This is a genomic window from Pseudomonas sp. 910_21, assembly GCF_052850735.1.
In genome coordinates this window covers 141,664-167,786 of sequence record NZ_VXCY01000002.1, presented here as the reverse complement: position 1 = coordinate 167,786, position 26,123 = coordinate 141,664, and the positions used below count along the sequence as shown (strand labels likewise).

General features: G+C 59.3%; 26 protein-coding genes and 1 other RNA gene. 5 read left to right on the top strand and 22 right to left on the bottom strand.

Annotated features, from left to right (window positions below; translation table 11 throughout):
• Window positions 1–2: 2 nt before the first annotated feature.
• From FW796_RS05825 to rsmI, 14 genes are all read right to left on the bottom strand, one after another.
• A complete protein-coding gene (locus tag FW796_RS05825; protein ID WP_404937621.1) occupies window positions 3–959 on the bottom strand; it encodes a D-alanine--D-alanine ligase in 957 nt (318 codons plus the stop codon).
• Entirely contained in the window at window positions 956–2,410 is a 1,455-nt protein-coding gene (gene murC / locus FW796_RS05820) for a UDP-N-acetylmuramate--L-alanine ligase (protein ID WP_346633865.1), read from the bottom strand. The genes FW796_RS05825 and murC overlap by 4 nt, the downstream gene beginning before the upstream one ends.
• Window positions 2,403–3,473, bottom strand: coding sequence for an undecaprenyldiphospho-muramoylpentapeptide beta-N-acetylglucosaminyltransferase (gene murG, locus FW796_RS05815; protein WP_446439137.1), 1,071 nt, complete (start codon window positions 3,471–3,473; stop codon window positions 2,403–2,405). The genes murC and murG overlap by 8 nt, the downstream gene beginning before the upstream one ends.
• Complete coding sequence (ftsW, locus tag FW796_RS05810; RefSeq protein ID WP_404937622.1) at window positions 3,463–4,680, bottom strand: putative lipid II flippase FtsW; 1,218 nt, start codon at window positions 4,678–4,680, stop codon at window positions 3,463–3,465. The genes murG and ftsW overlap by 11 nt, the downstream gene beginning before the upstream one ends.
• On the bottom strand, window positions 4,677–6,023 hold the full coding sequence (gene murD / locus FW796_RS05805; protein WP_346633863.1) for a UDP-N-acetylmuramoyl-L-alanine--D-glutamate ligase: 1,347 nt from the start codon (window positions 6,021–6,023) through the stop codon (window positions 4,677–4,679). Before murD ends, ftsW begins: the two co-directional genes overlap by 4 nt.
• Before the next feature lie 5 nt (window positions 6,024–6,028).
• Window positions 6,029–7,111: a phospho-N-acetylmuramoyl-pentapeptide-transferase gene (gene mraY, locus FW796_RS05800; protein ID WP_102860321.1), complete on the bottom strand. Its 1,083-nt coding sequence runs from the start codon at window positions 7,109–7,111 to the stop codon at window positions 6,029–6,031.
• On the bottom strand, window positions 7,111–8,478 hold the full coding sequence (locus tag FW796_RS05795) for a UDP-N-acetylmuramoyl-tripeptide--D-alanyl-D-alanine ligase (RefSeq protein WP_446439136.1): 1,368 nt from the start codon (window positions 8,476–8,478) through the stop codon (window positions 7,111–7,113). Before FW796_RS05795 ends, mraY begins: the two co-directional genes overlap by 1 nt.
• On the bottom strand, window positions 8,471–9,934 hold the full coding sequence (locus FW796_RS05790) for a UDP-N-acetylmuramoyl-L-alanyl-D-glutamate--2,6-diaminopimelate ligase (RefSeq protein WP_346633861.1): 1,464 nt from the start codon (window positions 9,932–9,934) through the stop codon (window positions 8,471–8,473). The genes FW796_RS05795 and FW796_RS05790 overlap by 8 nt, the downstream gene beginning before the upstream one ends.
• On the bottom strand, window positions 9,934–11,673 hold the full coding sequence (locus tag FW796_RS05785) for a peptidoglycan D,D-transpeptidase FtsI family protein (protein ID WP_446439135.1): 1,740 nt from the start codon (window positions 11,671–11,673) through the stop codon (window positions 9,934–9,936). Before FW796_RS05785 ends, FW796_RS05790 begins: the two co-directional genes overlap by 1 nt.
• Window positions 11,670–11,963 (bottom strand): cell division protein FtsL, encoded by a 294-nt coding sequence (ftsL, locus tag FW796_RS05780; RefSeq protein WP_003188663.1) that lies wholly within the window; start codon window positions 11,961–11,963, stop codon window positions 11,670–11,672. The genes FW796_RS05785 and ftsL overlap by 4 nt, the downstream gene beginning before the upstream one ends.
• Window positions 11,960–12,907 carry a 16S rRNA (cytosine(1402)-N(4))-methyltransferase RsmH gene (gene rsmH / locus FW796_RS05775; RefSeq protein WP_162884089.1) on the bottom strand — a complete coding sequence of 316 codons (948 nt, stop codon included), beginning with the start codon at window positions 12,905–12,907 and terminating at the stop codon, window positions 11,960–11,962. The genes ftsL and rsmH overlap by 4 nt, the downstream gene beginning before the upstream one ends.
• Window positions 12,904–13,359: a division/cell wall cluster transcriptional repressor MraZ gene (gene mraZ / locus FW796_RS05770; RefSeq protein ID WP_019693566.1), complete on the bottom strand. Its 456-nt coding sequence runs from the start codon at window positions 13,357–13,359 to the stop codon at window positions 12,904–12,906. The genes rsmH and mraZ overlap by 4 nt, the downstream gene beginning before the upstream one ends.
• A 308-nt stretch (window positions 13,360–13,667) precedes the next feature.
• Window positions 13,668–14,021, bottom strand: an RNA gene (gene rnpB, locus FW796_RS05765) — RNase P RNA component class A.
• 72 nt (window positions 14,022–14,093) lie between these two features.
• A complete protein-coding gene (gene rsmI, locus FW796_RS05760; protein WP_346633991.1) occupies window positions 14,094–14,948 on the bottom strand; it encodes a 16S rRNA (cytidine(1402)-2'-O)-methyltransferase in 855 nt (284 codons plus the stop codon).
• A gap of 237 nt (window positions 14,949–15,185) precedes the next feature.
• Between rsmI and FW796_RS05755 the strand changes: the two genes are divergently transcribed.
• The 4 genes from FW796_RS05755 (at window position 15,186) to FW796_RS05740 (ending at window position 18,641) form a co-directional block, all read left to right on the top strand.
• Window positions 15,186–16,997, top strand: a complete 1,812-nt coding sequence (locus FW796_RS05755) for a penicillin-binding protein activator (RefSeq protein ID WP_404937624.1) — start codon at window positions 15,186–15,188, stop codon at window positions 16,995–16,997.
• Window positions 16,997–17,368, top strand: coding sequence for a YraN family protein (locus FW796_RS05750; RefSeq protein WP_446439134.1), 372 nt, complete (start codon window positions 16,997–16,999; stop codon window positions 17,366–17,368). Before FW796_RS05755 ends, FW796_RS05750 begins: the two co-directional genes overlap by 1 nt.
• 104 nt (window positions 17,369–17,472) lie before the next feature.
• A complete protein-coding gene (locus tag FW796_RS05745) occupies window positions 17,473–18,066 on the top strand; it encodes a phosphoheptose isomerase (protein ID WP_015636934.1) in 594 nt (197 codons plus the stop codon).
• A complete protein-coding gene (locus tag FW796_RS05740; RefSeq protein WP_346633858.1) occupies window positions 18,063–18,641 on the top strand; it encodes a BON domain-containing protein in 579 nt (192 codons plus the stop codon). The genes FW796_RS05745 and FW796_RS05740 overlap by 4 nt, the downstream gene beginning before the upstream one ends.
• Before the next feature lie 53 nt (window positions 18,642–18,694).
• Here the strand turns inward: FW796_RS05740 and FW796_RS05735 are convergent, their stop codons facing one another.
• The 7 genes from FW796_RS05735 to rplM form a co-directional block, all read right to left on the bottom strand.
• On the bottom strand, window positions 18,695–19,108 hold the full coding sequence (locus FW796_RS05735; RefSeq protein WP_346633857.1) for a ClpXP protease specificity-enhancing factor: 414 nt from the start codon (window positions 19,106–19,108) through the stop codon (window positions 18,695–18,697).
• A 16-nt stretch (window positions 19,109–19,124) separates the two neighbouring features.
• Entirely contained in the window at window positions 19,125–19,742 is a 618-nt protein-coding gene (locus FW796_RS05730; protein ID WP_102860311.1) for a glutathione S-transferase N-terminal domain-containing protein, read from the bottom strand.
• Between the two features lie 152 nt (window positions 19,743–19,894).
• The gene (locus FW796_RS05725; protein WP_346633856.1) at window positions 19,895–20,677 is read right to left on the bottom strand and encodes a cytochrome c1; all 783 of its coding nucleotides are present in this window, start codon (window positions 20,675–20,677) and stop codon (window positions 19,895–19,897) included.
• On the bottom strand, window positions 20,677–21,888 hold the full coding sequence (locus tag FW796_RS05720) for a cytochrome b (RefSeq protein WP_404937625.1): 1,212 nt from the start codon (window positions 21,886–21,888) through the stop codon (window positions 20,677–20,679). The genes FW796_RS05725 and FW796_RS05720 overlap by 1 nt, the downstream gene beginning before the upstream one ends.
• The gene (gene petA, locus FW796_RS05715; protein ID WP_011063329.1) at window positions 21,888–22,481 is read right to left on the bottom strand and encodes a ubiquinol-cytochrome c reductase iron-sulfur subunit; all 594 of its coding nucleotides are present in this window, start codon (window positions 22,479–22,481) and stop codon (window positions 21,888–21,890) included. Before petA ends, FW796_RS05720 begins: the two co-directional genes overlap by 1 nt.
• Window positions 22,482–22,734: 253 nt before the next feature.
• Window positions 22,735–23,127: a 30S ribosomal protein S9 gene (gene rpsI, locus FW796_RS05710; RefSeq protein ID WP_003205364.1), complete on the bottom strand. Its 393-nt coding sequence runs from the start codon at window positions 23,125–23,127 to the stop codon at window positions 22,735–22,737.
• A 14-nt stretch (window positions 23,128–23,141) separates the two neighbouring features.
• Window positions 23,142–23,570 (bottom strand): 50S ribosomal protein L13, encoded by a 429-nt coding sequence (gene rplM, locus FW796_RS05705; protein ID WP_007928449.1) that lies wholly within the window; start codon window positions 23,568–23,570, stop codon window positions 23,142–23,144.
• A 247-nt stretch (window positions 23,571–23,817) separates the two neighbouring features.
• On the opposite strand from rplM, the gene FW796_RS05700 reads away from it, so the two are divergent.
• On the top strand, window positions 23,818–24,858 hold the full coding sequence (locus FW796_RS05700) for an NADP(H)-dependent aldo-keto reductase (protein ID WP_346633854.1): 1,041 nt from the start codon (window positions 23,818–23,820) through the stop codon (window positions 24,856–24,858).
• 79 nt (window positions 24,859–24,937) lie between these two features.
• Here FW796_RS05700 and FW796_RS05695 read toward each other — a convergent pair whose 3' ends face one another.
• Window positions 24,938–26,074 (bottom strand): acyl-CoA dehydrogenase family protein, encoded by a 1,137-nt coding sequence (locus FW796_RS05695; protein ID WP_402884852.1) that lies wholly within the window; start codon window positions 26,072–26,074, stop codon window positions 24,938–24,940.
• Between the last annotated feature and the right edge of the window lie 49 nt (window positions 26,075–26,123).

Here is a 26,123-nt window from a genome sequence, read left to right as displayed (position 1 = left end):
ACTTAACCTCTCGCCTCAAGACTGGCTGCCAGGATGGCCAGGACCAACTGCTGGAAATCCAGACCGGCCGCACGAGCGGCCATCGGCACCAGACTGTGGTCGGTCATCCCCGGAGCGGTGTTCACTTCCAGGAACCAGAACTGTCCCTGGGCATCCTGCATCACATCGGCACGCGCCCAACCGGCAATACCGAGCGCCTCACAGGCTTTCGCCGTGAGGTCCATGAGTTCCTGTTCCTTGGCGCTATCGAGGCCGCACGGAATCCGGTACTGAGTATCGGAAGCCAGATACTTGGCGTCGTAGTCGTAAAAAGTGTGGGGAGTACCCAGGGCGATCGGGGGCAACACCTGATCACGCAGGGTCGCGATGGTGAACTCCGGACCTTGGATCCATTGTTCGACCAACACTTGCGAATCGTAGGTACTGGCCGCCTTCCATGCGTCGATCAATTCGGGCGCGGAAGTCACCTTGGCCATACCGATACTGGAGCCTTCATGAGCCGGTTTGACGATCAAAGGCAGGCCCAGTTCCGCCACTGCGGAAATACAGTCGGCCTCGGAGCTCAATACTGCGTGGCGCGGCGTCGGAATCCCCAGGCTGTGCCAGACCTGCTTGGTGCGCAGTTTGTCCATGGCCAGAGCCGAAGCAAGGATGCCGCTACCGGTGTAGGGAATCCCCAGGCACTCGAGCAGGCCTTGCATGCTGCCGTCTTCACCGCCACGACCGTGGAGAATGATGAAGGCGCGATCAATCTTCTCGCTCAAGAGGCGCTGCAGCAGGTCGTCGCCGACATCAATGCCGAAGGCGTTCACACCGCCACTCTGCAAGGCTTCAATTACGGCCTTGCCGGACTTCAGCGACACTTCGCGCTCGGCGCTCTTGCCGCCGTAGAGCACGGCAACGCGACCGAAATCGCTCGGCTTCACGGTGGAGAACAGATTGGCGTAGGCAGCGGTCATTTCGCCCCCTTGCCAGCGGCCACAGCACCGGCGAACAGCGGGCTGCTGAGCAATTTAGGCGCAAGACCGCCGATATCACCGGCACCTTGGCACAACAGGATGTCACCGGCGCGCAGCAACGGCTTGACCAGCGGCGCCAGATCGACGCCACGTTCGATGTAGATCGGATCCAGCTGGCCACGCTGACGAATGCTGTGGCATAGCTGGCGACTGTCGGCGCCGGGGATCGGCTCTTCGCCGGCCGGGTAGACCTCCATCAACAGCAGGACGTTGGCATCGGCCAGCACCTGCACGAAGTCGTCGTACAGGTCACGGGTACGGCTGAAGCGGTGCGGCTGGTAGACCATCACCAGGCGGCGCTCAGGCCAGCCACCACGCACGGCCTTGATTACTGCCGCGACCTCGGTCGGGTGGTGCCCGTAGTCGTCCACCAGCATGACGTTGCCGCCTTCCACCGGCAGCTCACCGTAAACCTGGAAGCGCCGGCCCACACCCTGGAAGCCCGACAGGCCCTGGACAATGGCTTCGTCGCTGATGCCTTCGTCGGTGGCGATACAGATGGTCGCCAGGGAGTTGAGCACATTGTGGTTGCCCGGCATGTTCACCGACACATCCAGCGGCTCGCGGTCGCGACGCAGCACGGTGAAGAAGGTCTGCATGCCTTGCTGGCGTACATTGATGGCGCGCACGTCGGCTTCTTCGCTGAAGCCATAGGTCACGGTCGGACGCTTGACCAGCGGCAGGATATCGCGCACCACCGGATCGTCCAGGCACATCACCGCCAGCCCATAGAACGGCAGGTTGTGCAGGAAGTCGACGAAGGTTTTCTTCAGTTTGTTGAAGTCACCGTCGTAGGTCGCCATATGGTCGGCGTCAATATTGGTGACTACGGCTACCAGCGGCTGCAGGTGCAGGAAGCTGGCATCGCTTTCGTCGGCTTCGGCAATCAGGTAACGGCTGGTGCCCAGCTGTGCATTGGTACCCGCTGCATTGAGCCGGCCACCGATGACAAAAGTCGGGTCCAGGCCACCAGCGGCGAACACCGAGGCCAGCAGGCTGGTGGTGGTGGTCTTGCCATGGGTACCAGCCACGGCCACGCCATGACGGTAGCGCATCAGCTCGGCGAGCATCTCCGCCCGCGGCACCACCGGAATACGGCGTTCCAGGGCAGTGGCGACTTCCGGGTTCGAGGTATTCACGGCGCTGGACACCACCAGCACATCGGCATTGGCAGCGTTTTCAGCGCGATGGCCGATGAAAATCTGCGCGCCAAAGGACTCCAGGCGCTCAGTGACCGGCGACGCCTTGAGATCGGAACCGGAGACCTGGTAACCCAGGTTCAGCAGCACCTCGGCAATCCCGCACATGCCCACGCCGCCGATGCCGACGAAGTGGATACGGCGGATGCGGCGCATTTCCGGTTGCGGCATGGCTTTTTGATTCTCAACCATGGGCCACCTCCAGGCAGATATTCACCACATCACGGGTGGCGTCGGGTTTGGCCAGGCGGCGTGCGGCCTGGGCCATGTTGTCGAGTCGTTCTGGTTGCATCAAAACCTCTGTCAGGCGAGCGGCAAGGTCCGCTGCACCAGTCGTTCTTTGCGGCATCAGGAAGGCAGCACCTTCACGAGCCAAATATTCGGCATTGCGGGTCTGGTGATCGTCGATCGCATGGGGCAAAGGCACCAGCATCGAAGGCAGACCGGCGGCAGCCAGTTCGCTGACAGTCAACGCGCCTGCGCGACAGACCACCAGGTCGGCCCAGCCATAGGCTTGAGCCATGTCTTTGATAAAGGGCTGCACCTGCGCCTCGACGCCGGCGGCGCGATAGCGGTCTGCAGTGACTTCATCGTGGTTTTTACCGGCCTGATGGAACACCTCCGGGCGCAGCTCGGGGGCGACCTGTGCCAGGGCTTCCGGCAGTAATTTGTTCAACGGCTCTGCCCCCAGGCTTCCGCCCAGGATCAGCAAACGCGCCTTGCGTCCGGCCAGGGCCTCGCGCGGTGTTTCGAGGAACAGTTCGGTACGCACCGGATTGCCCGTGGTGCGGCGGCTGTCCGAGGCCCCGAAGGTGTCCGGGAAAGCTTCGCAGACTCGGGCGGCCAACGGCACCAGCAGCCGATTGGCGGTACCGGCCACGGCATTCTGTTCATGAACGATGACCGGCACCCCGGACAACTTGGCGGCAACACCACCAGGGCCGGTCACATAACCACCAAAACCCAGCACACAGACCGGATTGAGTTGGCGAATGATCCGCCGCGCCTGGAGCACCGCCTTGATCAGGACGAACGGCGCCTTGAGCAGCGACAGCTTGCCCTTGCCCCGCAGCCCGGTGACGTTGATCAGATGCAGCGGCAAGCCGGCCGCCGGTACCAGTTCGTTCTCGATCCCACGGGGAGTACCCAGCCAGTGCACGCTGTAGCCACGGGCCTGGAACTCGCGGGCACACGCCAGCGCCGGGAACACGTGGCCACCGGTGCCGCCCGCCATGATCAGCACGTTAGCGCCCATGGACTGGATCCTCGGCAAAGTCACTCTCACTGAACTCCATCTCTTCACTGCCCAGGTGGGTTCTGCTCTCCCATTCGATACGCAGCAACAATCCGAGGCAGGCGCAGCAGATCACCAACGAACTACCGCCATAACTGAGGAACGGTAGGGTCAGCCCCTTGGTCGGCAGCAGACCGACGTTCACCCCGATATTGATCAAGAACTGACCAATCCATAGGAACGACAAGCCATAAGCCACATAGGCGGCAAAGAACTGCTTGGCTTTCTCGGCCCACAGACCGATGTACATGCCGCGAATACAGACGAATACGAACAGTGCCACCGTGCACAAGGAGCCCACGGCACCCAGCTCTTCGGCCAATACCGAGAACACGAAATCGGTGTGAGCCTCCGGCAGATAAAACTGCTTCTGCACGCTGTTACCCAGTCCAACCCCCAGCCACTCGCCGCGACCAAACGCAATCAGTGCCTGGGACAATTGATATCCGGCACCGAACTGGTCCGCCCAGGGGTCGGCAAAGTTGGTCAGACGCGCCATTCGATAGGGCTGCATCTGAATCAGCAAGACAACCGCTGCCACTGCCAGGACCACCATCAGGGAAAACCGGAACAGCCCGACACCGCCGAGGAACAGCATCGCCGCTGCGGCCCCCATCATCACCACGGTGGCACCGAAGTCCGGTTCCATCAGCAGCAGGCCCGCCATTGGGAGCAGAACGATGAATGGCTTGAAGAAGCCCATCCAGCTTTCACGCACTTCCTTCTGGCGCCGCACCAAGTAGCCGGCGAGGTAGATCACCACGAACACCTTGGCAATCTCGGAGGGCTGAACGTTAAAGAAGCTGAAACCGATCCAGCGCATCGAACCGTTCACTTCACGGCCGATCCCCGGAATGATCACCATCACCAGCAAACCGAAGGCACCAATTAGCATCATCCAGCCCAGGCGCTGCCAGGTGGCGATGGGAATCATCATGGTAACAATGCAGGCCCCCAGGCCCAGCACGATGTAGATCAGGTGGCGAATCATGTAGTACAGGGCACTGCCCGACTGCGCCGCCGCCACTTCGGTAGAGGCCGATGCAATCATGACCAGCCCCAGGCCGAGCAGCGTCAGGCAGCCGGCGAGCATCGGGAAATCCAGGTCGATGCCACGCCCGGTGATAAGCGGCGACGGATACGGCTTGATGAAATTCCTCAAGTTCATGCCAGCTCCTCCACGACACGGACGAACTGGTGACCCCGGTCTTCGTAATTCTTGAACATGTCGAAACTGGCGCAGGCGGGCGACAGCAACACCACGTCACCAGGCTGTGCAGCGGCGCGGCATTGAGCCACAGCGTCGGCCAGCGAATCGACACGAATCAGCGGCACAGCATCGCCAACCGCCTCACCGATCTTGTCGGAGTCACGGCCCATCAAGATCACCGCGCGGCAGTTGGCCGCTACCGGATCCCGTAGATCCTTGAACTCGGCGCCCTTGCCGTCGCCACCGGCGATCAGCACGATCTTGCCATCGATGTCCGCGCCCAGGCCTTCGATGGCAGCCAAGGCGGCGCCGACGTTGGTGGCTTTGGAATCGTTGTAATAACCCACGCCATCCACGTCGCGAACCCACTGGCAACGGTGCTCCAGGCCGGCGAAGGTGCGCAGAGCCGAAAGCATGGCGTCGAACGGCAAGCCGACCGCATGCCCCAGGGCCAATGCCGCCAGGGCGTTGGACTGGTTATGGGCACCACGGATCTTCAGTTCGCGCACCGGCATCAGGTTCTGGAACTCGAAGGCCAGGTACTTCTCACCCTTTTCTTCCCGCAGGCCAAAGCCCTTGAAATCGGGCTTACCCAGGCCAAAGGTCCAGCACGGCAGGTTCTCACTCAGCAACGGCCGGGACAGCGCATCCTGGCGATTGACCACCACTTGCCGCGCGCCCCGGAAGATCCGGTGCTTGGCCAGGTGATAGGCCGGCAGGCCGCTGTAGCGGTCCATATGGTCTTCGCTGATGTTCAGCACGGTGGCCACTTCGGCGCACAACTGGTCGGTGGTCTCCAGCTGGAAGCTGGACAGCTCCATCACGTACAGCTCGACGTCGTCGCTGAGCAGATCCAGGGCCGGAGTGCCCAGGTTGCCGCCCACGGCGACCCGCTTGCCCGCCGCAGCGGCCATCTCGCCCACCAGGGTGGTCACGGTGCTTTTCGCGTTGGAACCGCTGATGGCGACAATCGGCGCCTTCGCGTTACGCGCGAACAGCTCGATGTCACCGGACAATTTCACGCCACGGGCAGCAGCGGCCTGCAGGGCCGGGGTCGCCAGGGCCAGGCCTGGGCTCACGTAGAGCTCGTCGGCACGGCACAGGAACTCGACATCCAGCTCGCCACAACGCACGTCCACCTGCGGGTAGTCACGACGCAGCGTGGCCAGCTCAGGTGGATTCTCCCGCGTATCGGCCACCGCAAAGGCAACGCCCCGGTTCGCCAGGAAGCGAACCAGGGACATGCCGCTCTTGCCGAGGCCGACAACGATGCGGAAGTGGTCAGAAGCGATCAGAGACACTCGTTCTACCTCAGCTTCAGGGTGGCAAGGCCGATCAACACGAGAATCACGGTGATGATCCAGAAACGGACGATCACACGAGGCTCGGGCCAGCCCTTGAGTTCAAAGTGGTGGTGAATAGGTGCCATGCGGAACACACGGCGACCAGTCAATTTGAAGGAAGCCACCTGGATCACCACCGACAGGGTCTCCATCACGAACACGCCGCCCATGATGAACAGGACGATTTCCTGACGGACGATCACGGCGATGGTGCCCAGGGCCGCGCCCAGCGCCAGCGCGCCGACGTCGCCCATGAAAACTTGTGCCGGATAGGTGTTGAACCACAAGAAGCCCAGGCCGGCACCGATCAGCGCACCGCAGAAGACGATCAGCTCGCCCGCCCCCGGTACATAAGGAATCAGCAGGTATTCGGCGAACTTCACGTTACCCGACAGGTAGCAGAAGATCCCCAGCGCGCCGCCGACCATCACCGTCGGCATGATCGCCAGGCCATCGAGGCCGTCGGTCAGGTTGACCGCGTTGCTCGAACCGACGATGACGAAGTAGGTCAGGACCACGAAACCGATGCCCAGAGGAATGCTCACGTCCTTGAGCATCGGGATCAGCAAGGTGGTTTCCACCGGGCTCTGCGCGGTCATATAAAGGAAGATCGCAGCGCCCAGGCCGAACACCGATTGCCAGAAATACTTCCAGCGGCTGGGCAAGCCACGGGAGTTCTTCTCGATCACCTTGCGGTAGTCATCGACCCAACCGATGGCGCCAAACGCCAGGGTCACCACCAGCACTACCCACACATAGTGGTTGCGCAGGTCGGCCCAGAGCAGGGTGCTGATACCGATGGCGGAAAGAATCAGCGCGCCCCCCATGGTCGGTGTACCCGACTTGGACAGGTGAGATTGCGGACCGTCATTACGCACGGCCTGGCCGATCTGCCGGTTTTGCAGAGTACGGATCATCCACGGACCCAGGCACAGCGCCAAAGACAGCGCAGTCAGTACCCCGAGAATCCCGCGCAGGGTCAGGTACTGAAAGACCGCGAAGCCTTTGTAGAACTGTTGCAGGTACTCCGCTAGCAGCAGCAGCATCAATGTTTCTCCGTGCTCGAGCCGCACAAAGCCGCGACGATGTTTTCCATCACCGCGCTGCGCGATCCCTTGATCAAAATGGTGGTATTTGGGTCTTGCTCGACGTCCAGGGCAGCAATCAGATCAGCCTGGCTGGCGAAGTGGCGCGCGTGTTCGCCGAAGGCGGCGACAGCATGAGCCATCATCGGGCCTACGGCGTAGAGGGCCGAAACCTTGCCAGCGGCATACGCACCTACTTCGCGGTGCCCCTGCTCCGCCCACTCGCCCAACTCGCCGATGTCTCCGAGCACCAGGACGGTGCGGCCGGAAAAGCCGGCGAGTATATCAACGGCGGCACACATTGAGGTGGGGTTTGCGTTGTAAGTGTCATCAATCACCCGCATGCCGTTCTTGGCCAGTTGGGCAACGGTGCGGCCCTTGACCGGCTGCACCGCATTCAGGCCGGTGACGATGCCGAACAGCGAGACGCCCATGGCATGGGCCGCGGCTGCGGCGGCCAAGGCGTTGGCCACGTTATGGGTGCCAAGCAGGTTCAATTGCACCCTATCCACGCCCTTTGGGCTGTGCAATGTGAAGGACGGGCAACCACGGGCATCACGACCGATATCCGAGGCATGAAAATCTGCTGCGCTGTTGTCCAGAGCAAAGCTCAGCACCTGACGACCGGAGGCGCGGGTCTTCCAGATCGGGAAGGCCTTGTCGTCCAGATTCAGCACGGCAATCCCGGCGCTATCGAGCCCCTCGAGAATTTCGCCCTTGGCTTCGACGATTTTCTCCGGGCCGCCGAACTCACCGACGTGAGCGGTACCAGCGTTATTGATGATCGCCACATGGGGACGAGTCATGGCCACGGTGTAGGCGATTTCGCCGATGCGCGACGCGCCAAGCTCGATCACGGCAGCGGTGTGTTCGGGGGCCAGCTCCAGAAGTGTCAGCGGCGCGCCCAGGTCATTGTTCAGGTTGCCCCGGGTTGCCAGCACCGGACCACGGGTACGCAGGATGCTGGCCAGCATCTCCTTGACCGTGGTCTTGCCGCTGGAACCCGTCACCGCAGCCACCGGCCGGGTAAAGGCGCCACGATTCAGAGCGCCCAATTGGCCGAGGGCCAGACGGGTGTCCTTGACCAGCAACTGAGGCAGCGCGCTGTCGGGAACTTCACGTTCGACCAACGCGGCTACGGCACCTTTGCCCGCCACTTCGTTCAAGTAGTCGTGACCGTCAAAACGGGGGCCGGTCAAGGCAACGAACAACTGACCCGCCTGAATCGCCCGGCTATCGATACTGACACCACTGAAACGCACATCGCCCGCGATCAGGCGGGCGTCCAATGGGGCCGATACTTCACTGAGCAGCAAGGCTTTAAGCATGTGCCACCTCCCATGCAGTCAAGGCCTTGTCGGCTTCAGCAAGGTCGGAGAAGTCATGGCGCTGGCCATTGATCTCCTGATAATCCTCATGGCCCTTGCCCGCCAGAACCACCACATCGTCTGCCGACGCGGCGGCGATCAATCGAGCAATGGCGAGACCACGACCGGCTACAAAATCGACCTTGTCTACCGCGCTGAAACCAGCACGGATATCGTCGAAAATCTGCGCTGGGTCTTCGCTGCGTGGATTGTCATCGGTGACTAGCACGCCATCTGCCAGGCGCTCTACCACTTCTGCCATCAGCGGACGCTTGCCGCGATCGCGGTCACCGCCGCAGCCGAACAGGCAGAGCAGGCGCCCCTTGGCGTGAGGGCGCAGGGCCAGCAATACTTTCTCCAGAGCATCCGGAGTGTGGGCGTAATCCACGACCACCAAGGGTTGAGTACCACCCCCCAGGCGTTGCATGCGCCCAGCAGGACCTTCGAGCTTGGGCAGCACGGCGAGAATTTCATCCAGTGCGTACTCCAGGCCCAACAAAGCACCGACCGCCGCCAGCACATTGCTCAGGTTGAAGCGTCCGAGCAAGGTGCTGCGCAGATGGTGTTCACCCTGCGGAGTCACCAGGGTTGCGCGCACGCCGTCGTCATCAAAGTTCGCCTCACGGCAGTACAGATAAGCAGAGGCATCCTCGAGGCTGTAGGTTATCAACCGCGATTCGTGCTTGTCCGCTGCCAGTTGCCGACCGAACTCATCATCGAGATTGATCACCCGGCAACGCAGGTCAGTCCAGTTGAAGAGCTTCGCCTTGGCTGCGCCATAGGCTTGCATGGTTCCGTGGTAATCCAGATGGTCGCGGGACAGATTGGTCAGCACCGCAACATCGAAAGCCAGGGCCGCCACGCGCCCCTGATCCAGACCATGGGACGAGACCTCCATGGCCACCGCCTTGGCACCGGCGTTCTTCAGATCAGCCAGGGTCGCCTGCACCGCGATAGGGTTAGGCGTGGTGTGCAAGCCACTTTCCAGCGCGCCATAGAAGCCAGTACCCAGCGTGCCTACCAAACCGCAACGCTGGCCCAAAAGATCCAGCGCCTGGGCCACCAACTGGGTGACGCTGGTCTTGCCGTTGGTACCGGTCACGCCCACCAGATTCAGCTGGCGGCTTGGATCCCCATAAAAGCGCCCGGCAATATCCGACAACTGCGCCGCCAGGCCCTTGACTGGAATCAGCGGCACATCGGTCAGCGGCAGCACGGTTGCACCTTCCACCTCATAGGCCACTGCAGCAGCACCGCGCTGCAAGGCGTCGGCAATATGTGCACGGCCGTCAAACTTGGCGCCGGGTACCGCCAGGAACAAATCACCGGCACGTACATTGCGGCTGTCCAGCGTCAACTCGCGGATCAGCAGATCGCGGCCGGCGTGGGCGAAAATCTTGTTCAGGCTAAGAGACATTAGCCGCGCCCTCCATTGGCTCGTACTGGGGTACCGGGCGCCGCATTGGCCTGTTGCGTGGCCGGCAGATTATCCGGAGTGATGTTCATCAGGCGCAGGGTGCCGGACATCACTTTGCTGAACACCGGAGCCGATACCAGGCCACCGAAGTAACCGGCCTTGCTCGGCTCGTCGATCACTACCACGATGGCGTAGCGCGGATCGCTCATCGGGCCGAAACCGGCAAATAGCGAACGATAGGAGTTCTCGGCATAGCCCTTGGTGCCTACCGACGTCTTGCGCGCGGTACCACTCTTGCCAGCCACGTGATAGGCCGGGACCTGGGCACGGAACACGCCCCGGGGAGCCTCGATCACCTGCTGCAGCATGCCCTGCATGGTTTTAGCGACGTTTTCCGGAATCACCTGAGCGGTTTGCGGCGTCTTGTCGGATTTGATCAGCGTCAGCGGAGCAATCCGACCATTGTTGGCCAACGCGGAAAACGCGTGGACCAGTTGGATCGCGGTCACCGAGAGGCCGTAGCCATAAGACAGAGTTGCGGTTTCAGCCTTGCGCCACTCACGGTAGTTCGGCAGGTTGCCGACTCGCTCGCCAGGGAAGCCGAGGCCTGTGTCCTGACCCAGACCGATCTTCTGCGCCAGACGGAAAATGGTTTCGCCACCGATATCGAAGGCGACCTTACTCATGCCGACGTTACTGGAGTTGATCAGAATACCGGTCAGATCGAGCACCGGCCCTTCGGTCTTCGACACGTCACGAATGGTGTACTTGCCCAACTGCAGGGTGCCCGGATAAACCTCGACAGTATCGCTGGGCTTCCAGCGTCCGGTTTCCAGGGCGGCACTCATGGAGATCGCCTTCATGGTCGAGCCGGGCTCGAATACGTCGATCATCGCGCGGTTACGCATCATCGCCGGCTGCAGATTGCGGCGATTGTTCGGGTTGTAGGTCGGCTGGTTGACCATGGCCAGGATCTCGCCGGTCTTCACGTCCATGATCACCAGGCTGCCGGCCTTGGCGCCGTTTTCGACAATGGCATTGCGCAGTTCACGGTTGGCCAGGTATTGCAGGCGCAGGTCAATCGACAACGCCAAGGGCTTGCCGGCCTTGGCGTTCTTGGTGACCTGGACATCCTTGATCAATCTGCCTCGCCGGTCCTTGATCACCTGGCGCTTGCCGGGAACGCCGGCGAGCCATTCGTCATAGGCCAGCTCGACCCCTTCGCGGCCACGGTCGTCAATGTCGGTAAAACCAACCATGTGCGCAGTCACTTCGCCAGCCGGATAGAAACGCCGGAATTCCTCGATGCCATAGACGCCCGGCACCTTCAGATCGAGCACCGCCTGGCCCTGCTCCGGAGTCAGGCCCCGGACCAGGTAGATGAATTCTTTATTGGCCTGAGCTTCGAGACGCTCAGCCAGCGCCTTGGGGTCCTGACCAAGGGCCATGGCCAATGCTGGCCAGCGGTCCTTGGCCAATTGCATTTCCTTGGCATTGGCCCAAAGCGTGGTCACTGGCGTACTTACGGCCAGAGGCTCGCCATTGCGGTCGGTGATCAGGCCACGATGGGCAGGGATAGGAATATGCCGGACACTGCGCGCATCGCCCTGCCCCTTGAGGAAGTCACGGTCGACCACCTGCAAATCGATAATGCGCCAGCCAATCGCCGACACCATGATCGCCAGCAAGCCCAGCACCACACGGAAACGCCAAGGGTAGAGAGCGCCTTCAAGTTTCATGGCGCCACCATGCGAACTTCAGCCGCGCCCGGGATGTGCATCTTCAGCTGTTCAGTGGCCAGCACTTCGATCCGGCTATGAGCGGTCCAGGTGCTTTGCTCAAGAATCAACCGTCCCCATTCGGCCTGGGCCTTGTCACGCACACTCAACTCGCCATACAGCGTATTGAGTAATTGACGATTCCAGTGAGCGCTGTAGGACACCGCAATCGCGGAGACCAAAACGCCAACGAATAGCAGAAGCATGAAAAAGCTTCCGCCTGGAAGAGGCTTGGCGAAGAGCTTGCTCACCGAAGCTTCTCCGCAACACGCATCACCGCACTACGGGAACGGGGATTGGCTTTGAGCTCGGCCTCGGAGGCGAACTGCGCTTTGCCATGAATCTTGATTTTCGGCACGAAGGCTTCAAAACGTACCGGCAGGTTGCGCGGCAGATTGTCGGACTCGCCCTTCACCAGGCGCCGCATGAATAATTTGACGATGCGATCTTCCAGGGAGTGAAAGCTGATCACCACCAAGCGACCGCCCACTTCCAGCGACTCCAGCGCCGCCTCAAGGCCGGCCTCGAGATCGCCCAGTTCGTTATTCACATGGATGCGCAATCCCTGGAAAGCCCGGGTAGCAGGATTCTTGCCCTTCTCCCAGGCAGGATTGGCGACTTTCAATACTTCGGCCAGATCGGCAGTACGTTCGAAGGGCTGGATTTCACGACGCTCGACCACGGCTCGCGCCATGCGCCCGGAGAAGCGCTCTTCGCCGTACTCCTTGAACACACGGGCAATTTCCTCGACGGGCGCGGTGGCAATGAACTGCGCAGCGCTAATGCCACGAGTCGGGTCCATGCGCATGTCCAGAGGGCCATCATTGAGAAAACTGAAGCCACGCTCAGGATCGTCCAACTGTGGAGAAGACACGCCAAGATCCAGCAGAACACCACTGACCTTGCCTGCCAGGCCGCGCTCCGCGACCTCCGAACCCAACTCGGCAAAACTGCGCTGTACAACGACAAAGCGGCCGTCTTCGGCCGCTAGCGCTTGCCCGGTGGCAATCGCTTGGGGGTCCTTGTCGAATCCGAGGAGCCGGCCCTCCGTTCCGAGCTTGCTGAGAATCAAGCGGCTATGCCCGCCACGGCCGAAGGTGCCATCCAGATAGCAGCCATCAGGGCGCACGGCGAGAGCCTCGACGGCTTCGTCAAGCAGCACGGTGATGTGGTTAAAGCCGCTATCAATAGTCACAGGATCAAATCACGCAGTTCATCAGGCATGGCGCCCGGTTGTTGAATAGCCGCCAGGTCAGCTGCAGAAACAGCATCCCAGGCATCCTCGTCCCACAATTGGAACTTGTTCAGTTGGCCCACCAGCATTGCGCGCTTATCCAACTTGGCATATTCACGCAGGCGCGGTGGCACCAGAAAACGACCACTGCCATCGAGCTCGAGATCGACGGCATTACCAATCAGCAAACGCTGCAAACGACGGTTCTCTTCGCGAAGCGAAGGCAGTGCGCGCAGCTTGGTTTCTATCAGCTCCCACTCATCGAGGGGGTAAACACACAAACAAGGATCAACCGCGTCGATGGTGACGATTAATTGCCCAGAACTTCGCGAAACGAGCTCGTCACGATACCGGCTCGGCATGGCGAGACGGCCTTTTGCATCGAGACTGATAGCGTTAGCTCCGCGAAACACGTCAGCGTTTCTCCAAATTTTAGCGTTTTGCGCTCAAAAAACCCACTTCATGCCACTTTCCGCCACTTGCGCACACTATAGGAATGCGCCCACACCACCGTCAAGGCGCGCAGCGACGGAAAAGCCTTATAGAACGGAGATTTAGGAGACTAAAAGGAGAGGTAACGAGAATTCGGAGGGCATTCCAGAGCATCAACTTCAGACAGCCCAATAAGCTGCAGCACGAAGTTAAAGTAATTTATTAAGAGTAAGATTTTTTCGGTATTACAAAAACGCTTCTGCTATTGATTCAAGCAGGGAGGGAAAAGGTGGAGAGTCGATCTGTAAGCCGGGTTCTGTCGAGGACAGTCATTCCTCTACGATGGCCATCACTGGACATCTTTAGCAACCTACCCGGTTCCAGCGCGGGCCACGCCTTGGAACCCTATTTGGTCTTGCTCCGAGTGGGGTTTACCTAGCCACGAACTGTTACCAGACGTGCGGTGCGCTCTTACCGCACCTTTTCACCCTTACCGGCACCGAAGTGCTTAGGCGGTTATTTTCTGTGGCACTTTCCGTAGGCTCACGCCTCCCAGGCATTACCTGGCACTCCGCCCTATGGAGCCCGGACTTTCCTCCCCCCTCTAATTTTCATAGAGGGCAGCGACTGTCCAATCGACTCTCCGCCGCGAAGGTTAACGGCAGAGAGGCCCAAGAACAAGCGCTAAAAGCCTTTGGCCACCCTGCTACGCAATTTATTGCTCTTTCTGTTTATTCAGGGCCACCTGATACAGCACATTCTTGCGCTCACCCGTGATCTCAGCCGCCAGCGCCGCCGCCCTTTTGAGAGGCATCTCCTCAAGCAATAGGTCAAGAATGCGCATCGACTCACTACTGATCGCCTCATCGCTTTCCGGCGCCGTCCATCCCGCCACCAGCACTACGCACTCACCGCGCTGCTGGTTGCTGTCGGCCTCCACGAACTGACGCAACTCGGAAAGTGGTAGCCCCTTGAGGGTCTCGAAGGTCTTGGTCAGTTCTCGAGCCAACAGTGCCGGTCGCTCGCCACCAAATACCGTCTCCATATCCTGCAGACACTCAAGAATACGATGCGGCGCCTCGTAAAAAATCAACGTGCGAGGCTCTTCCTTGACCAACTCCAAACGCCCCCGCCGCCCAACGGCCTTAGCCGGCAGAAAACCCTCGAAGATAAACCGATCCGATGGCAGGCCTGCCGCCGACAGTGCCGCGATCAATGCGCAGGCCCCTGGCACAGGAACCACATTGATGCCTGCTGCACGGGCCTGCCGCACCAAGTGATAACCCGGATCGGAAATCAACGGCGTTCCGGCATCGGAAATCAATGCGACATCATCACCCGCCAATAAACGGGTAATGAAACGACTGCCCTCATCACGCTCGTTATGCTCATGGCAGGCTGCCAAGGGCGTGGAGATGCCAAAGTGCTGCATCAGACGCTGTGAGTGCCGAGTATCCTCGGCAGCGATCAGGGACACTTCGCGCAACAACTTCAGGGCCCGGGCACTGATGTCGTCCAGGTTGCCGATGGGCGTCGCCACCACATAAAGCGAGCCAGCAGCGGAATTCAAAGGACCTGGAGCAGTCAAAGCGCACACCTCTTGATCGGCAAAAGCGCCATTGTAGCGCGTTGAAGTCCTCTCAATATGCCTGGCGATCGTTCAACACTGCAGCCCTTTGTGGCCTTTTATGCGCTACAGCAACATTTGCACCCGTTAAATAGACGGTTTATCGCCAGTAACATCGCGCCCCGGCCAGCGCTTGGGTACAATTCCACGCTCATTTGATCGAGTATCAGGAACACTTACATGATCGCTTGCCTGCGGCTGCTTCTTGCCCTCTGCCTGGCTACCCTTTTGGTGGCTTGCGCCAGCTCGCCCTCTTCCAGCCTTGGCGAACTTCCACGGACACCGGATGCCAGCATCGAGCAATTGCTCGAACAGGCCGCCACCAGCAAAAGCCCGGACAAGGCAGCCCTGCTGCGCTTGAGCGCAGCAGACCTGGCATACCGCCAGGGCAACGCCGGACGCGCCGGACAAATCCTCCAGCAAGTGCCGCTGGATCAGCTCAAACCTGCCCAGCAGATCTTCGCCAGCACTCTGTCAGCAGAGCTGGCCATGATCCGCAATCAGCCGAAAGCCGCACTGACTGCGCTGAGCCACCCAAGCCTGCAGCACCTCAGCGAACTGCCTGCAACTCAGCAGATCCGTACCGGCAACGTTTATGCGCGCGCTCTGGAAGCGGACGGCCAGACGCTGGCTGCCGCCAAGCAGCGGATTCTTATCGCGCCCCTGCTGAAAGATGAAGCGGCGGCAAAGAACCATGAGGCCATCTGGGTACTGATTGCCGCGCTGCCCACCGACCAACTGCAATCTGCAGGCAACGATGACCTGGCCGGCTGGTTGAGCCTGGCCTTGGCAGTCAAGACCGCCGGTACTCTGGAGCAACAACAGTCGGCCATTGATAACTGGCGCGCGCAGAATCCAAAGCATCCTGCCGCCATTCAACTGCCTCAACCGCTGACCCAGCTTAAAGAGCTGGCTAGCCAGCCTGTTTCGAAAATTGCCCTGCTACTGCCACAAGATGGGCCCTTGGCTTCGGTTTCCAAGGCCCTGCGTGAAGGCTTCATGGCCGCTCACTACCAGGCTCAGCAAGCCGGGCAAAAGCCACCCAGCATTGAGTTTTACGACAGCTCGCGCCTGAGTTCCCTGGACGACTTCTACCGCAAAGCCCAGGCTGCCGGTGTGCAACTGGTAGTCGGCCCCCTGGAAAAACCACTGGTCAAGCAACTGGCTACACGCTCGCAGCTGCCGATTACCACCCTCGCACTGAACTACAGCGAAGGCGAACAAGGCCCGGCGCAACTGTTCCAATTCGGCCTGGCGGCCGAAGACGAAGCCCGTGAAGTCTCTCGTCGCGCCCGCGCCGATGGCCTGCATCGCGCTGCGGCGCTGGTCCCCAAGGGTGAGTGGGGCGACCGCGTGCTCAAGGCCTTCCGCCAGGACTGGGAAGCCAACGGTGGTAGCGTGATCGGCATCGAGCGAGTCGATCAGCCTGTCGCTCTGGCCCAACAAATTGCCGACTTGTTCCGACTGCGCCAAAGCGAGGGTCGCGCCAAGAGCCTGCAGAGCACCGTAGGCACTCAAGTCGCCGCACAACCGTCGCGCCGCCAGGATATCGAGTTCATTTTCCTCGCTTCCACTCCGCAGCAGGCACAGCAGATCAAACCGACCCTGAACTTCCAGTACGCTGGCGATGTTCCAGTGTATGCAACCTCCAACGTGTTCAGCGCCAGCGGCGATCAGAATCAATACAACGATATGAACGGTGTAATGTTCTGCGAAACACCTTGGCTGCTGGATGCCAATGGCCTTCTGCGCCGCCAGGTCACTGCACAATGGCCACAAGCTGGAGGCAGCCTCGGTCGCCTGTACGCAATGGGTGTCGACGCCTATCGCCTGGCACCACGCCTGGGTCAACTCAAGGCCCTGCCTGACAGCCGGATCGAGGGCGAGTCCGGTAGCCTGGGCATGGCCGCCGGTCAGCGCATTGAGCGTCAACTGCCCTGGGCCAAGTTCGTCAATGGCCAGGTCACCCGCCTGCCCGACACACCGCGCTAATGCTCCAAGGATCACGCCAGCAAAGCGGAAGAGATGCCGAAAGCCAAGCGCTCCGGCATCTCCAACAGCAAGGGCTGCGCCTGCTGGCGCAGAACTGGCTGTGCAAACGCGGCGAGCTTGATCTGGTCATGCTTGACGGCGATACAGTAGTATTCGTCGAAGTCCGCTACAGACAACACACGCAATGGGGTGGAGCTCTGGGCAGTATCGATGGGCGCAAGCGTCAAAAACTGATTCTTGCCGCGCAGACTTTCCTGCAACGCGAGTCACGCTGGTCCAACCACCCCTGCCGTTTCGACGTGGTCGCCATTGAAGGCGCCCCGGGTGCAGAAGCCCGTTTGAACTGGCTACGCAATGCCTTTGATAGCTGAAAGACGCCCTCAGGCCGCACCCATTTTCACTCAACTTTTTTGCTCTTTGCTTTGCGGGCTGCACATTCACGTGCCACCAAGCCGCGCCACTTAAGGTCACACAGATGGACATGCAATCCCGAATTCGCCAGCTTTTTCAGGCCAGCATCGACACCAAGCAACAGGCGATGGACGTACTTGCACCGCACATCGAGCAGGCCAGCCAGGTCATGGTCAATGCCTTGCTCAATGAGGGCAAAATGCTCTCCTGTGGCAACGGTGGCTCCGCCGGCGACGCCCAACACTTCTCCTCCGAGTTGCTCAACCGCTTCGAACGTGAACGCCCCAGCCTGCCCGCCATCGCTCTGACTACCGACAGCTCGACCATCACTTCGATTGCCAACGACTACAGCTACAACGAAGTCTTCTCCAAACAGATCCGTGCTCTCGGCCAACCCGGCGATGTGTTGCTGGCAATTTCCACCAGCGGTAACTCGGCGAACATTATTCAAGCCATTCAAGCCGCACATGATCGTGAAATGATTGTCGTAGCATTGACCGGTCGCGATGGCGGAGGCATGGCCTCGCTGCTACTGCCTGAAGACGTGGAAATTCGCGTACCGGCCACCGTCACTGCACGTATTCAAGAAGTCCACCTGCTGGCGATCCATTGCCTTTGCGACTTGATCGACAGCCAATTGTTCGGGAGTGAAGAATGACCCCTAATCGCCTTGGCCTTCTGGCCTTGACCTTGTGCCTCGGCATCACTGGTTGCAGCTCGGTGATTACCGCCACCCGCGACAAACCAATCGATGACGATCGCGGCACCCGCACCTTCGGCAGCAAGATCGACGATTCACTGATCGAAACCAAAGTCGCCGTGAACGTTGCCAAGGCCAACCCGGACCTGGAAAACAACTCGCACATCGTCGTCACCAGCTTCAACGGTATCGTCCTGCTGGCCGGCCAGACACCGCGCCCCGACCTCAAGGCCATGGCCGAACAGGCCGCCAGCGAGGTGCAGCGAGTCAAGAAGGTACATAACGAACTGCAAGTGCTGCCGCCCTCCGGATTCCTGGCACGGCAGAACGATGGCTGGCTGACCACCAAGATCAAGACCCAGATGCTTACCGACGCCAGCATTCCCGCTTCACGGATCAAGGTCGTGACCGAAAACGGCATCGTCTATTTGCTGGGCCTGCTGACCCAACAGGAAGCCGCCCAAGCCACCAGCCTGGTACAAGGCGTCTCCGGCGTACAAAAAATCGTCAAGCTGTTTGAATATATCGACTGACACAGCACAGCAGCAGATACAAAAAAGGCGATCCATCCGGATCGCCTTTTTTATTACTTGACCACTTTCAGGCTCGGCCGGCCGCTAGGCCGTGGCGGCTCGCTGTCCGGTGGAGGCAGGTCGTCTTCCGGCTCGATATCGTCCTCCTCATCCAGAGGCGATTCCAGATCAAAGACCATGCCCTGCCCATTCTCCCGCGCATAAATCCCAAGGATCGCAGCAACCGGCACGTGCAGACTATGAGGTACACCGCCGAAGCGCCCCTCGAAAGTGACTGCATCATTGTCCATATGCAGATGGCGCACGGCGCTGGGAGATATATTCAGGACAATTTGCCCATCACTGGCGAAACCCTGGGGCACCTGCACAGCCGGGTAATCGGAGTTGACCAGCATGTGCGGGGTGCAATCGTTGTCCACAATCCACTCATAGAGCGCGCGGACCAGATAAGGTCGACTGGAGTTCATAGCGGCTCCTTAAGCCTCAGCGCATATCACGTTCGACACCAGACAAACTCGCCTGGAAAGCCTCACGCGCAAATTGGCGGTCCATATAATCAAGCAGCGGCTTTGCCTGCCGCGGCAGTTCGATACCCAGAATTGGCAATCTCCAGAGTATGGGCAGTAGGCAGCAGTCCACCAGGCTTTGTTCCTCACTGAGGAAAAATGGCTTATCGGCGAACAACGGAGAAACCCCTGTCAGACTTTCGCGTAATTCCTTACGCGCCTGCACCCGCACCGCCTCTTTGGTCCGCGAATCCAGAATCAGGTCCACCTGCCCACACCAATCACGCTGGATGCGATGTATAAGCAAGCGGCTGTTGGCACGCGCAACAGGGTAAACCGGCAGCAATGGAGGATGAGGGTAACGCTCATCCAGGTATTCCATCACCACTGTCGACTCCCACAACGCCAGGTCCCGATCGACCAGCGTTGGCAAGCTCCCATAAGGGTTCACTTCGATCAGTTTCGGCGGCTGACGCCCCGCCTCCACACTGATGATCTCGGCGCTGACACCCTTCTCCGCAAGCACAATGCGCACCCGGTGGGAATAGTGGTCGGCGGGGTCGGAGTAACAGGCCAACCGATTGGTCACGCCCATGGCGATCCTCCTCGCTTGTTGAAATTATCGGAAGCAGAAAAAACAAGCGCGCCCTCAGGGCGCCTCTGGTAACCCCCGAATGATACAGGGTTGTTACAGCTTCAGAGACGCCCTTGGGCGCGCATGTTCAACAACTGACGCTTAAAACGCTATCAATGCACATCCTTCCAGTATTCGCGCTTGAGCAGATAGGCGAATACGAAGAAGAAGGCCAGATACAAGAGTACGTAAGTACCGATGCGCTGGTGTTGCAGCTTGACCGGGTTGGCCGAGTAGGCCAGGAAGGTCACCAGATTCTTGACCTTCTCATCGAACTGCGCCTCATTGAGGGTGCCGGTGTTTTCCTTGATCGTCAGCTGATCACAAGCCTCATGAGTCAGAGGAGTACCGGTCAGCGGATCGTATTGCTTCTTACCGTCTTCGACGATCTGAACCTGTTTGCAGCCAACCACCTGACGGCCTTGCAGACCGACCAGGACGTTAGGCATGCCCACATTCGGGAAAACCTTGTTGTTCACACCCCAAGGGCGAGCCGGATCCTCATAGAAGGATTTCAGATAGCCATAGAGCCAGTCGGTACCACGAACGCGAGCCACCAGGGTCAGGTCAGGTGGCGCAGCACCGAACCAAGTCTTGGCGTCCGCCGGCTGCATACCGATGTTCATGTGATCACCGATCTTCGCACCGGTGAAAACCAGCTTGCTCAACATCAGGTCATGAGGAATACCCAGGTCATCCGCAACTCGCTCATAACGCTGGAACTTGGCGCTGTGGCAGCCCATGCAGTAGTTGGCAAAGGTGCGCGCGCCGTCTTGCAAGGCAGCCTTGTCAGACAGATCGATATCGATCTTTTCCAACTCAGGACCACCGTGCTCGGCCGCGAAAGACAATACAGGCATAGCAGCAAGAATCAGTACAGCAAATAGCTTTTTCATCAGCCAGTCACCCTTTCCGGAACCGGTTTGGTCTTCTCGAGCCTGGTGTAGAACGGCATCAGAATGAAGTAGGCGAAGTACAGGAAGGTACATACCTGCGACAACAACGTACGGCCTGGAGTCGGCGCCAGTACACCCAGCACACCCAGGATCACGAACGAGATGCAGAACACCAGCAGCCAGATCTTGCTCAGCCAGCCTTTGTAGCGCATGGACTTGACCGGACTACGGTCAAGCCAAGGCAATACAAACAGGACAGCAATCGCGGCACCCATGGCAATAACACCCATTAGCTTGTCAGGCACCGCACGCAGAATCGCGTAGAACGGAGTGAAGTACCAAACAGGAGCAATATGCTCAGGCGTCTTGAACGGGTTGGCCGGTTCGAAGTTCGGCTTCTCGAGGAAATAACCACCCATCTCCGGGAAGAAAAATACGATCGAGCAGAAGATGAACAGGAACACCACCACGCCGACAATATCTTTCACGGTGTAGTAAGGGTGGAAAGGAATGCCATCCAGCGGGATGCCGTTCTCATCCTTGTTCTTCTTGATGTCGACGCCATCCGGGTTGTTCGAACCCACTTCGTGCAGCGCCAGGATGTGCAGCACCACCAGACCGAGGATAACGATCGGCAGGGCCACCACGTGCAAGGCGAAGAAGCGGTTCAGGGTGATACCGGAAATCAGGTAGTCACCACGGATCCACTGAGTCAGGTCATCACCAATGACCGGGATCGCACCGAACAGCGAGATGATCACCTGGGCTCCCCAGTAGGACATCTGGCCCCAGGGCAGCAGGTAGCCCATGAACGCTTCGGCCATCAGCGCCAGGTAGATCAACATGCCGAATAGCCATACCAGCTCACGAGGTTTCTGGTAGGAACCGTAGAGCAGGCCACGGAACATGTGCAGGTAGACCACAATGAAGAACGCCGAAGCGCCAGTGGAATGGAGCAGACGCAGGATCGCGCCGTACTCGACGTCACGCATGATGTACTCAACGGAAGCAAAGGCCTCTTCCGCCGAAGGGGTATAGCTCATGGTCAGCCAGACGCCGGTGACGATCTGGTTGACCAGAACCAACAGTGCCAGGGAGCCAAAGAAATAGAAGAAGTTGAAGTTCTTCGGAGCGTAATACTTGCTGAGATGGTCTTCCCACATTTTGGTCGCGGGGAAGCGCGCATCGACCCAATCCATGAACTTGCTCATCACGCTTTCTCCGTGTCGACGCCAATGACAATGATGTCATCCGACTCATAGGAATGCGGGGGTACTGGCAGGTTCAAAGGCGCAGGTTGCGACTTATAGACGCGACCAGCCAGATCGTAGTGGGAGCCGTGGCAAGGGCAGAAATAGCCACCTACCCAGTCCTTGCCCAGATCCGCGGGCGCGACTTCAGGACGGAAGGTCGGAGAACAGCCCAGGTGGGTGCAAATACCGATCAGCAGCAGAATTTCTGGCTTGATCGAGCGCACTTCCGGGTCGACGTAGGTTGGTTGTACCGAATTCTTGGAGTCAGGGTCAGACAACTGGCCCTCGATCTTTTTAAGATTCCCCAGGATCTCCTCAGTCCGGCGGACGATGAATACCGGCTGACCACGCCATTCAGCAATCATCTGCTGACCTGGGTCGATCTTGCTGATATTCACTTTCACCGGTGCACCTGCGGCTTTCGCCTTGGCACTGGGAAACCATGACCCCACGAACGGGACCGCAGCCCCCACCGCTCCAGCAGCACCCACCACGGATGTGGCTGCTACTAGGAAGCGACGCCGGCCTGCATTCACGCCGTCATTGCTCATTCAGTCCTCTCCCATCAGCTTTGTGGCCTGTTAAATCAGGCATCTACTAAGTAAAAATCTGAACTTATAAAAATTTTGCCGAATGGTAATGAAAAGCCCCTATTCTGACAAGGTAATTACCAAGCAGACCCAGCCCGAAGCCTTGTAGTATAGGGCCTCCGCGGATGTGGCAAGTTGTCACAGCGCAAATTCTAGACAATAAAAAACGCCCAGCTCCGCGAGGAGACTGGGCGTTTTTGAACGCAGTAGCGAATTAACGCTTGGAGTATTGCGGACGCTTACGCGCTTTACGCAGACCCACTTTCTTACGCTCAACTTCACGTGCGTCACGGGTTACGAAACCAGCTTTACGCAGAGCGCCGCGCAGAGTTTCGTCGTAATCCATCAGAGCGCGAGTGATACCGTGGCGGATTGCGCCAGCTTGACCACTTACACCGCCGCCGATAACGGTAACGTAGATATCGAACTTCTCAACAGTCTCGGTCAGCTCCAGCGGCTGACGAACTACCATGCGGGCAGTTTCGCGACCGAAGAAGTTATCCAGGGAGCGGTTGTTGATCGAGATGTTGCCAGTGCCCGGACGCAGGAAAACGCGTGCGGTTGCAGTCTTGCGACGGCCAGTGCCGTAATTTTGAGTCGCCGACATAATGAACTATTCCGTTAAATCTTCAGTTCTTGGGGCTGCTGAGCAGTATGAGGGTGAGCAGCGCCCGCATAGACTTTCAGCTTACGGTACATGTCGCGACCCAGCGGGTTCTTAGGCAGCATGCCTTTTACCGCGGTCTCGATCACGCGCTCAGGGGCTTTAGCGATCAGCTTTTCGAAGTTGATCGACTTGATGCCGCCCGGGAAACCGGAGTGGGAGTAGTACATTTTGTCAGTGGTTTTAGCGCCAGTAACACGTACCTGCTCGGCATTGATCACGACGATGTAGTCGCCGGTATCAACGTGAGGAGTGTACTCAGGCTTGTGCTTGCCACGCAGACGGCTCGCGATTTCGGTGGCCAGACGACCCAGGGTCTGACCTGCAGCGTCGACGACGAACCAGTCGCGCTTTACTGTTTCCGGTTTAGCAGTAAAAGTTTTCATTCTTTATAGCCTCAGGGGCCGCCCAGCAAAATAGACGGCGGATCTTACTGAATAGTGCGTACTTTGACAAGGTCAAAGGCAGCCGGACACAGACGCTATCGGGGGCTCGGGTCAGCGCGTCTGAAATACGGCAAGATTCTTCGGCAGGCGGCGCATCACTTCCACTGCAGAAAGAGCTGCCGAATTATGCAGATTGCGAAAAAAATTTCAACCTGCTTTTATGATTGTTTTGCCGAGGGAGCACCCGATGGACTATCGCCAGCTAGGCCGAACCGATCTGAATGTGAGTGCGATTTGCCTGGGAACCATGACCTGGGGCGAGCAGAACACCGAGGCTGAGGCCTTCGCTCAGATCGAGCGGGCCAAGAATGCCGGAATCAACTTCATGGACACTGCCGAGATGTATCCGGTGCCCCCCAAGGCCGAAACCTACGCCACCACCGAACGCTATATCGGCAACTGGTTCAAGCAACGCGGCGACCGCGCCGACTGGGTCCTGGCCAGCAAGATCGCAGGCCCGGGCAACACCATCGACTACATCCGCGATAAGCAGCTCAAGCACAACCGCAAGCATATTATTGAAGCCGTGGATGCCAGCCTCAAGCGCCTGCGGACTGACTGGATCGACCTCTACCAACTGCACTGGCCCGAGCGCAGCACCAACTTCTTCGGCCAACTGGGCTACAAGCACCAGGCCGACGAAGACTTCACCCCGCTGGAAGAAACCCTCGAAGCCCTGGACGAGCAGGTCAAGGCCGGCAAAATCCGCCATATCGGCCTGTCCAATGAAACACCCTGGGGGACCATGAAGTTCCTCGCCCTGGCCGAAAGCCGCGGCTGGCCAAGGGCCGTTTCGATCCAGAACCCCTACAACTTGCTCAACCGCAGCTTTGAAGTGGGCCTGGCGGAAATAGCCATTCGCGAACAGTGCGGCCTGCTGGCCTACTCGCCCCTGGCGTTCGGCTTTCTGTCCGGGAAGTACGAAGATGGCGCCCGCCCAGCCAAGGCGCGACTGAGCCTCTACAGCCGCTTCAGCCGCTACTTCAACCCACAGTCGGAAGCCGCCTGCAGCCGCTACGTGGCTCTGGCCCGCGAGCACGGCCTGGATCCGGCACAAATGGCCCTGGCCTTTGTCACCCAGCAGCCGTTCGTGACCAGCAACATCATCGGTGCCACGACCCTGGAACAGCTCGACAGCAACATCGCCAGCGCCGAACTGAAGCTGTCGGAAGAAGTGCTGGCCGGAATCGAAGCAATCCATAAGGACCACCCCAACCCCGCACCATAACGCTCCCGCAGGAGCTGGCTTGCCAGCGAATGAACATAACGCGCAATGCGCTTCGTTCGATTCGCCGGCGAACCGGCTTCTACAATGAACGAGCGATGATTTCCTTCATGATCTCGTTGGTCCCCGCGTAGATACGCTGCACCCTGGCATCCGCCCAGGCCCGGGCGACCGGATACTCCCACATGAAACCGTAGCCACCGTGCAACTGCACGCATTCATCGAGCACCTTGCACTGCAGGTCAGTTCCCCAGTACTTGGCCATAGCGGCAGTCGGCACATCGAGCTTGCCTTGCAGATGCAGCTCCAGGCAGCGATCGACAAAGACCCGGCCGATCTGAATTTCCGTGGCCATTTCCGCCAGCTTGAAGCGGCTGTTCTGGAAATCGGCAATTGCCTTGCCAAATGCCCTGCGCTCACGGGTGTACTCCAGAGTCCATTGCAAAGCGGCCTCAGCGCTGGCCAGCCCGCCAATCGCCACAGTCAGGCGCTCCTGAGGCAATTCCTGCATCAGATAGGCAAACCCCATCCCGGCCTGCCCCAAGAGGTTTTCCTTGGGCACCCGCACATCCTGGAAGAACAGCTCCGAAGTGTCCTGGGCCTTCATCCCGACCTTCTCCAGTCGCTTGCCCTTGGAGAACCCCGGAGTGTTGGCCTCCACCAGAAACAGGCTGGTGCCCTTGGCTCCCGCCTTGGGATCGGTCTTGGCCACCACAATCACCAGATCGGCCAGAAAGCCATTGGTGATAAATGTCTTGGAGCCATTGATCACATAGTCGTCACCATCAAGCACCGCGGTGGTCTTCACCCCTTGCAGGTCGGAGCCCGCCCCCGGCTCGGTCATGGCGATAGCGGTGACCATCTCACCCGACACCAGCCTGGGCAGGTACTTCAATTTCAACGCTTCACTGCCGTAATGCAGGATATAGGGAGCGACAATGTCCGAATGCAAGGAAAAGCCAATGCCGGTCAACCCCAAGCGACCGACCTCCTCGATCACTACAGTGCTGTAGAGAAAGTCAGCACCCAAGCCGCCGTACTGCTCCGGGATGTGCGAACAGAGCATCCCTGCCTCCCCCGCCTTGCTCCACAGCTGACGGTCGATATAGCCCTGCTTTTCCCAATCGCCATGGAAGGGCACCGCTTCCTTCTCGAGAAAGCTGCGCACGCTGTCACGGAAGAGTTCGTGCTCGGAACTGAACAAAGTTCTGGGAATCATGCAGCCACCTGTGGTTGTTGTTGATCGGGATTGGCTGCCAGAGCCTAAG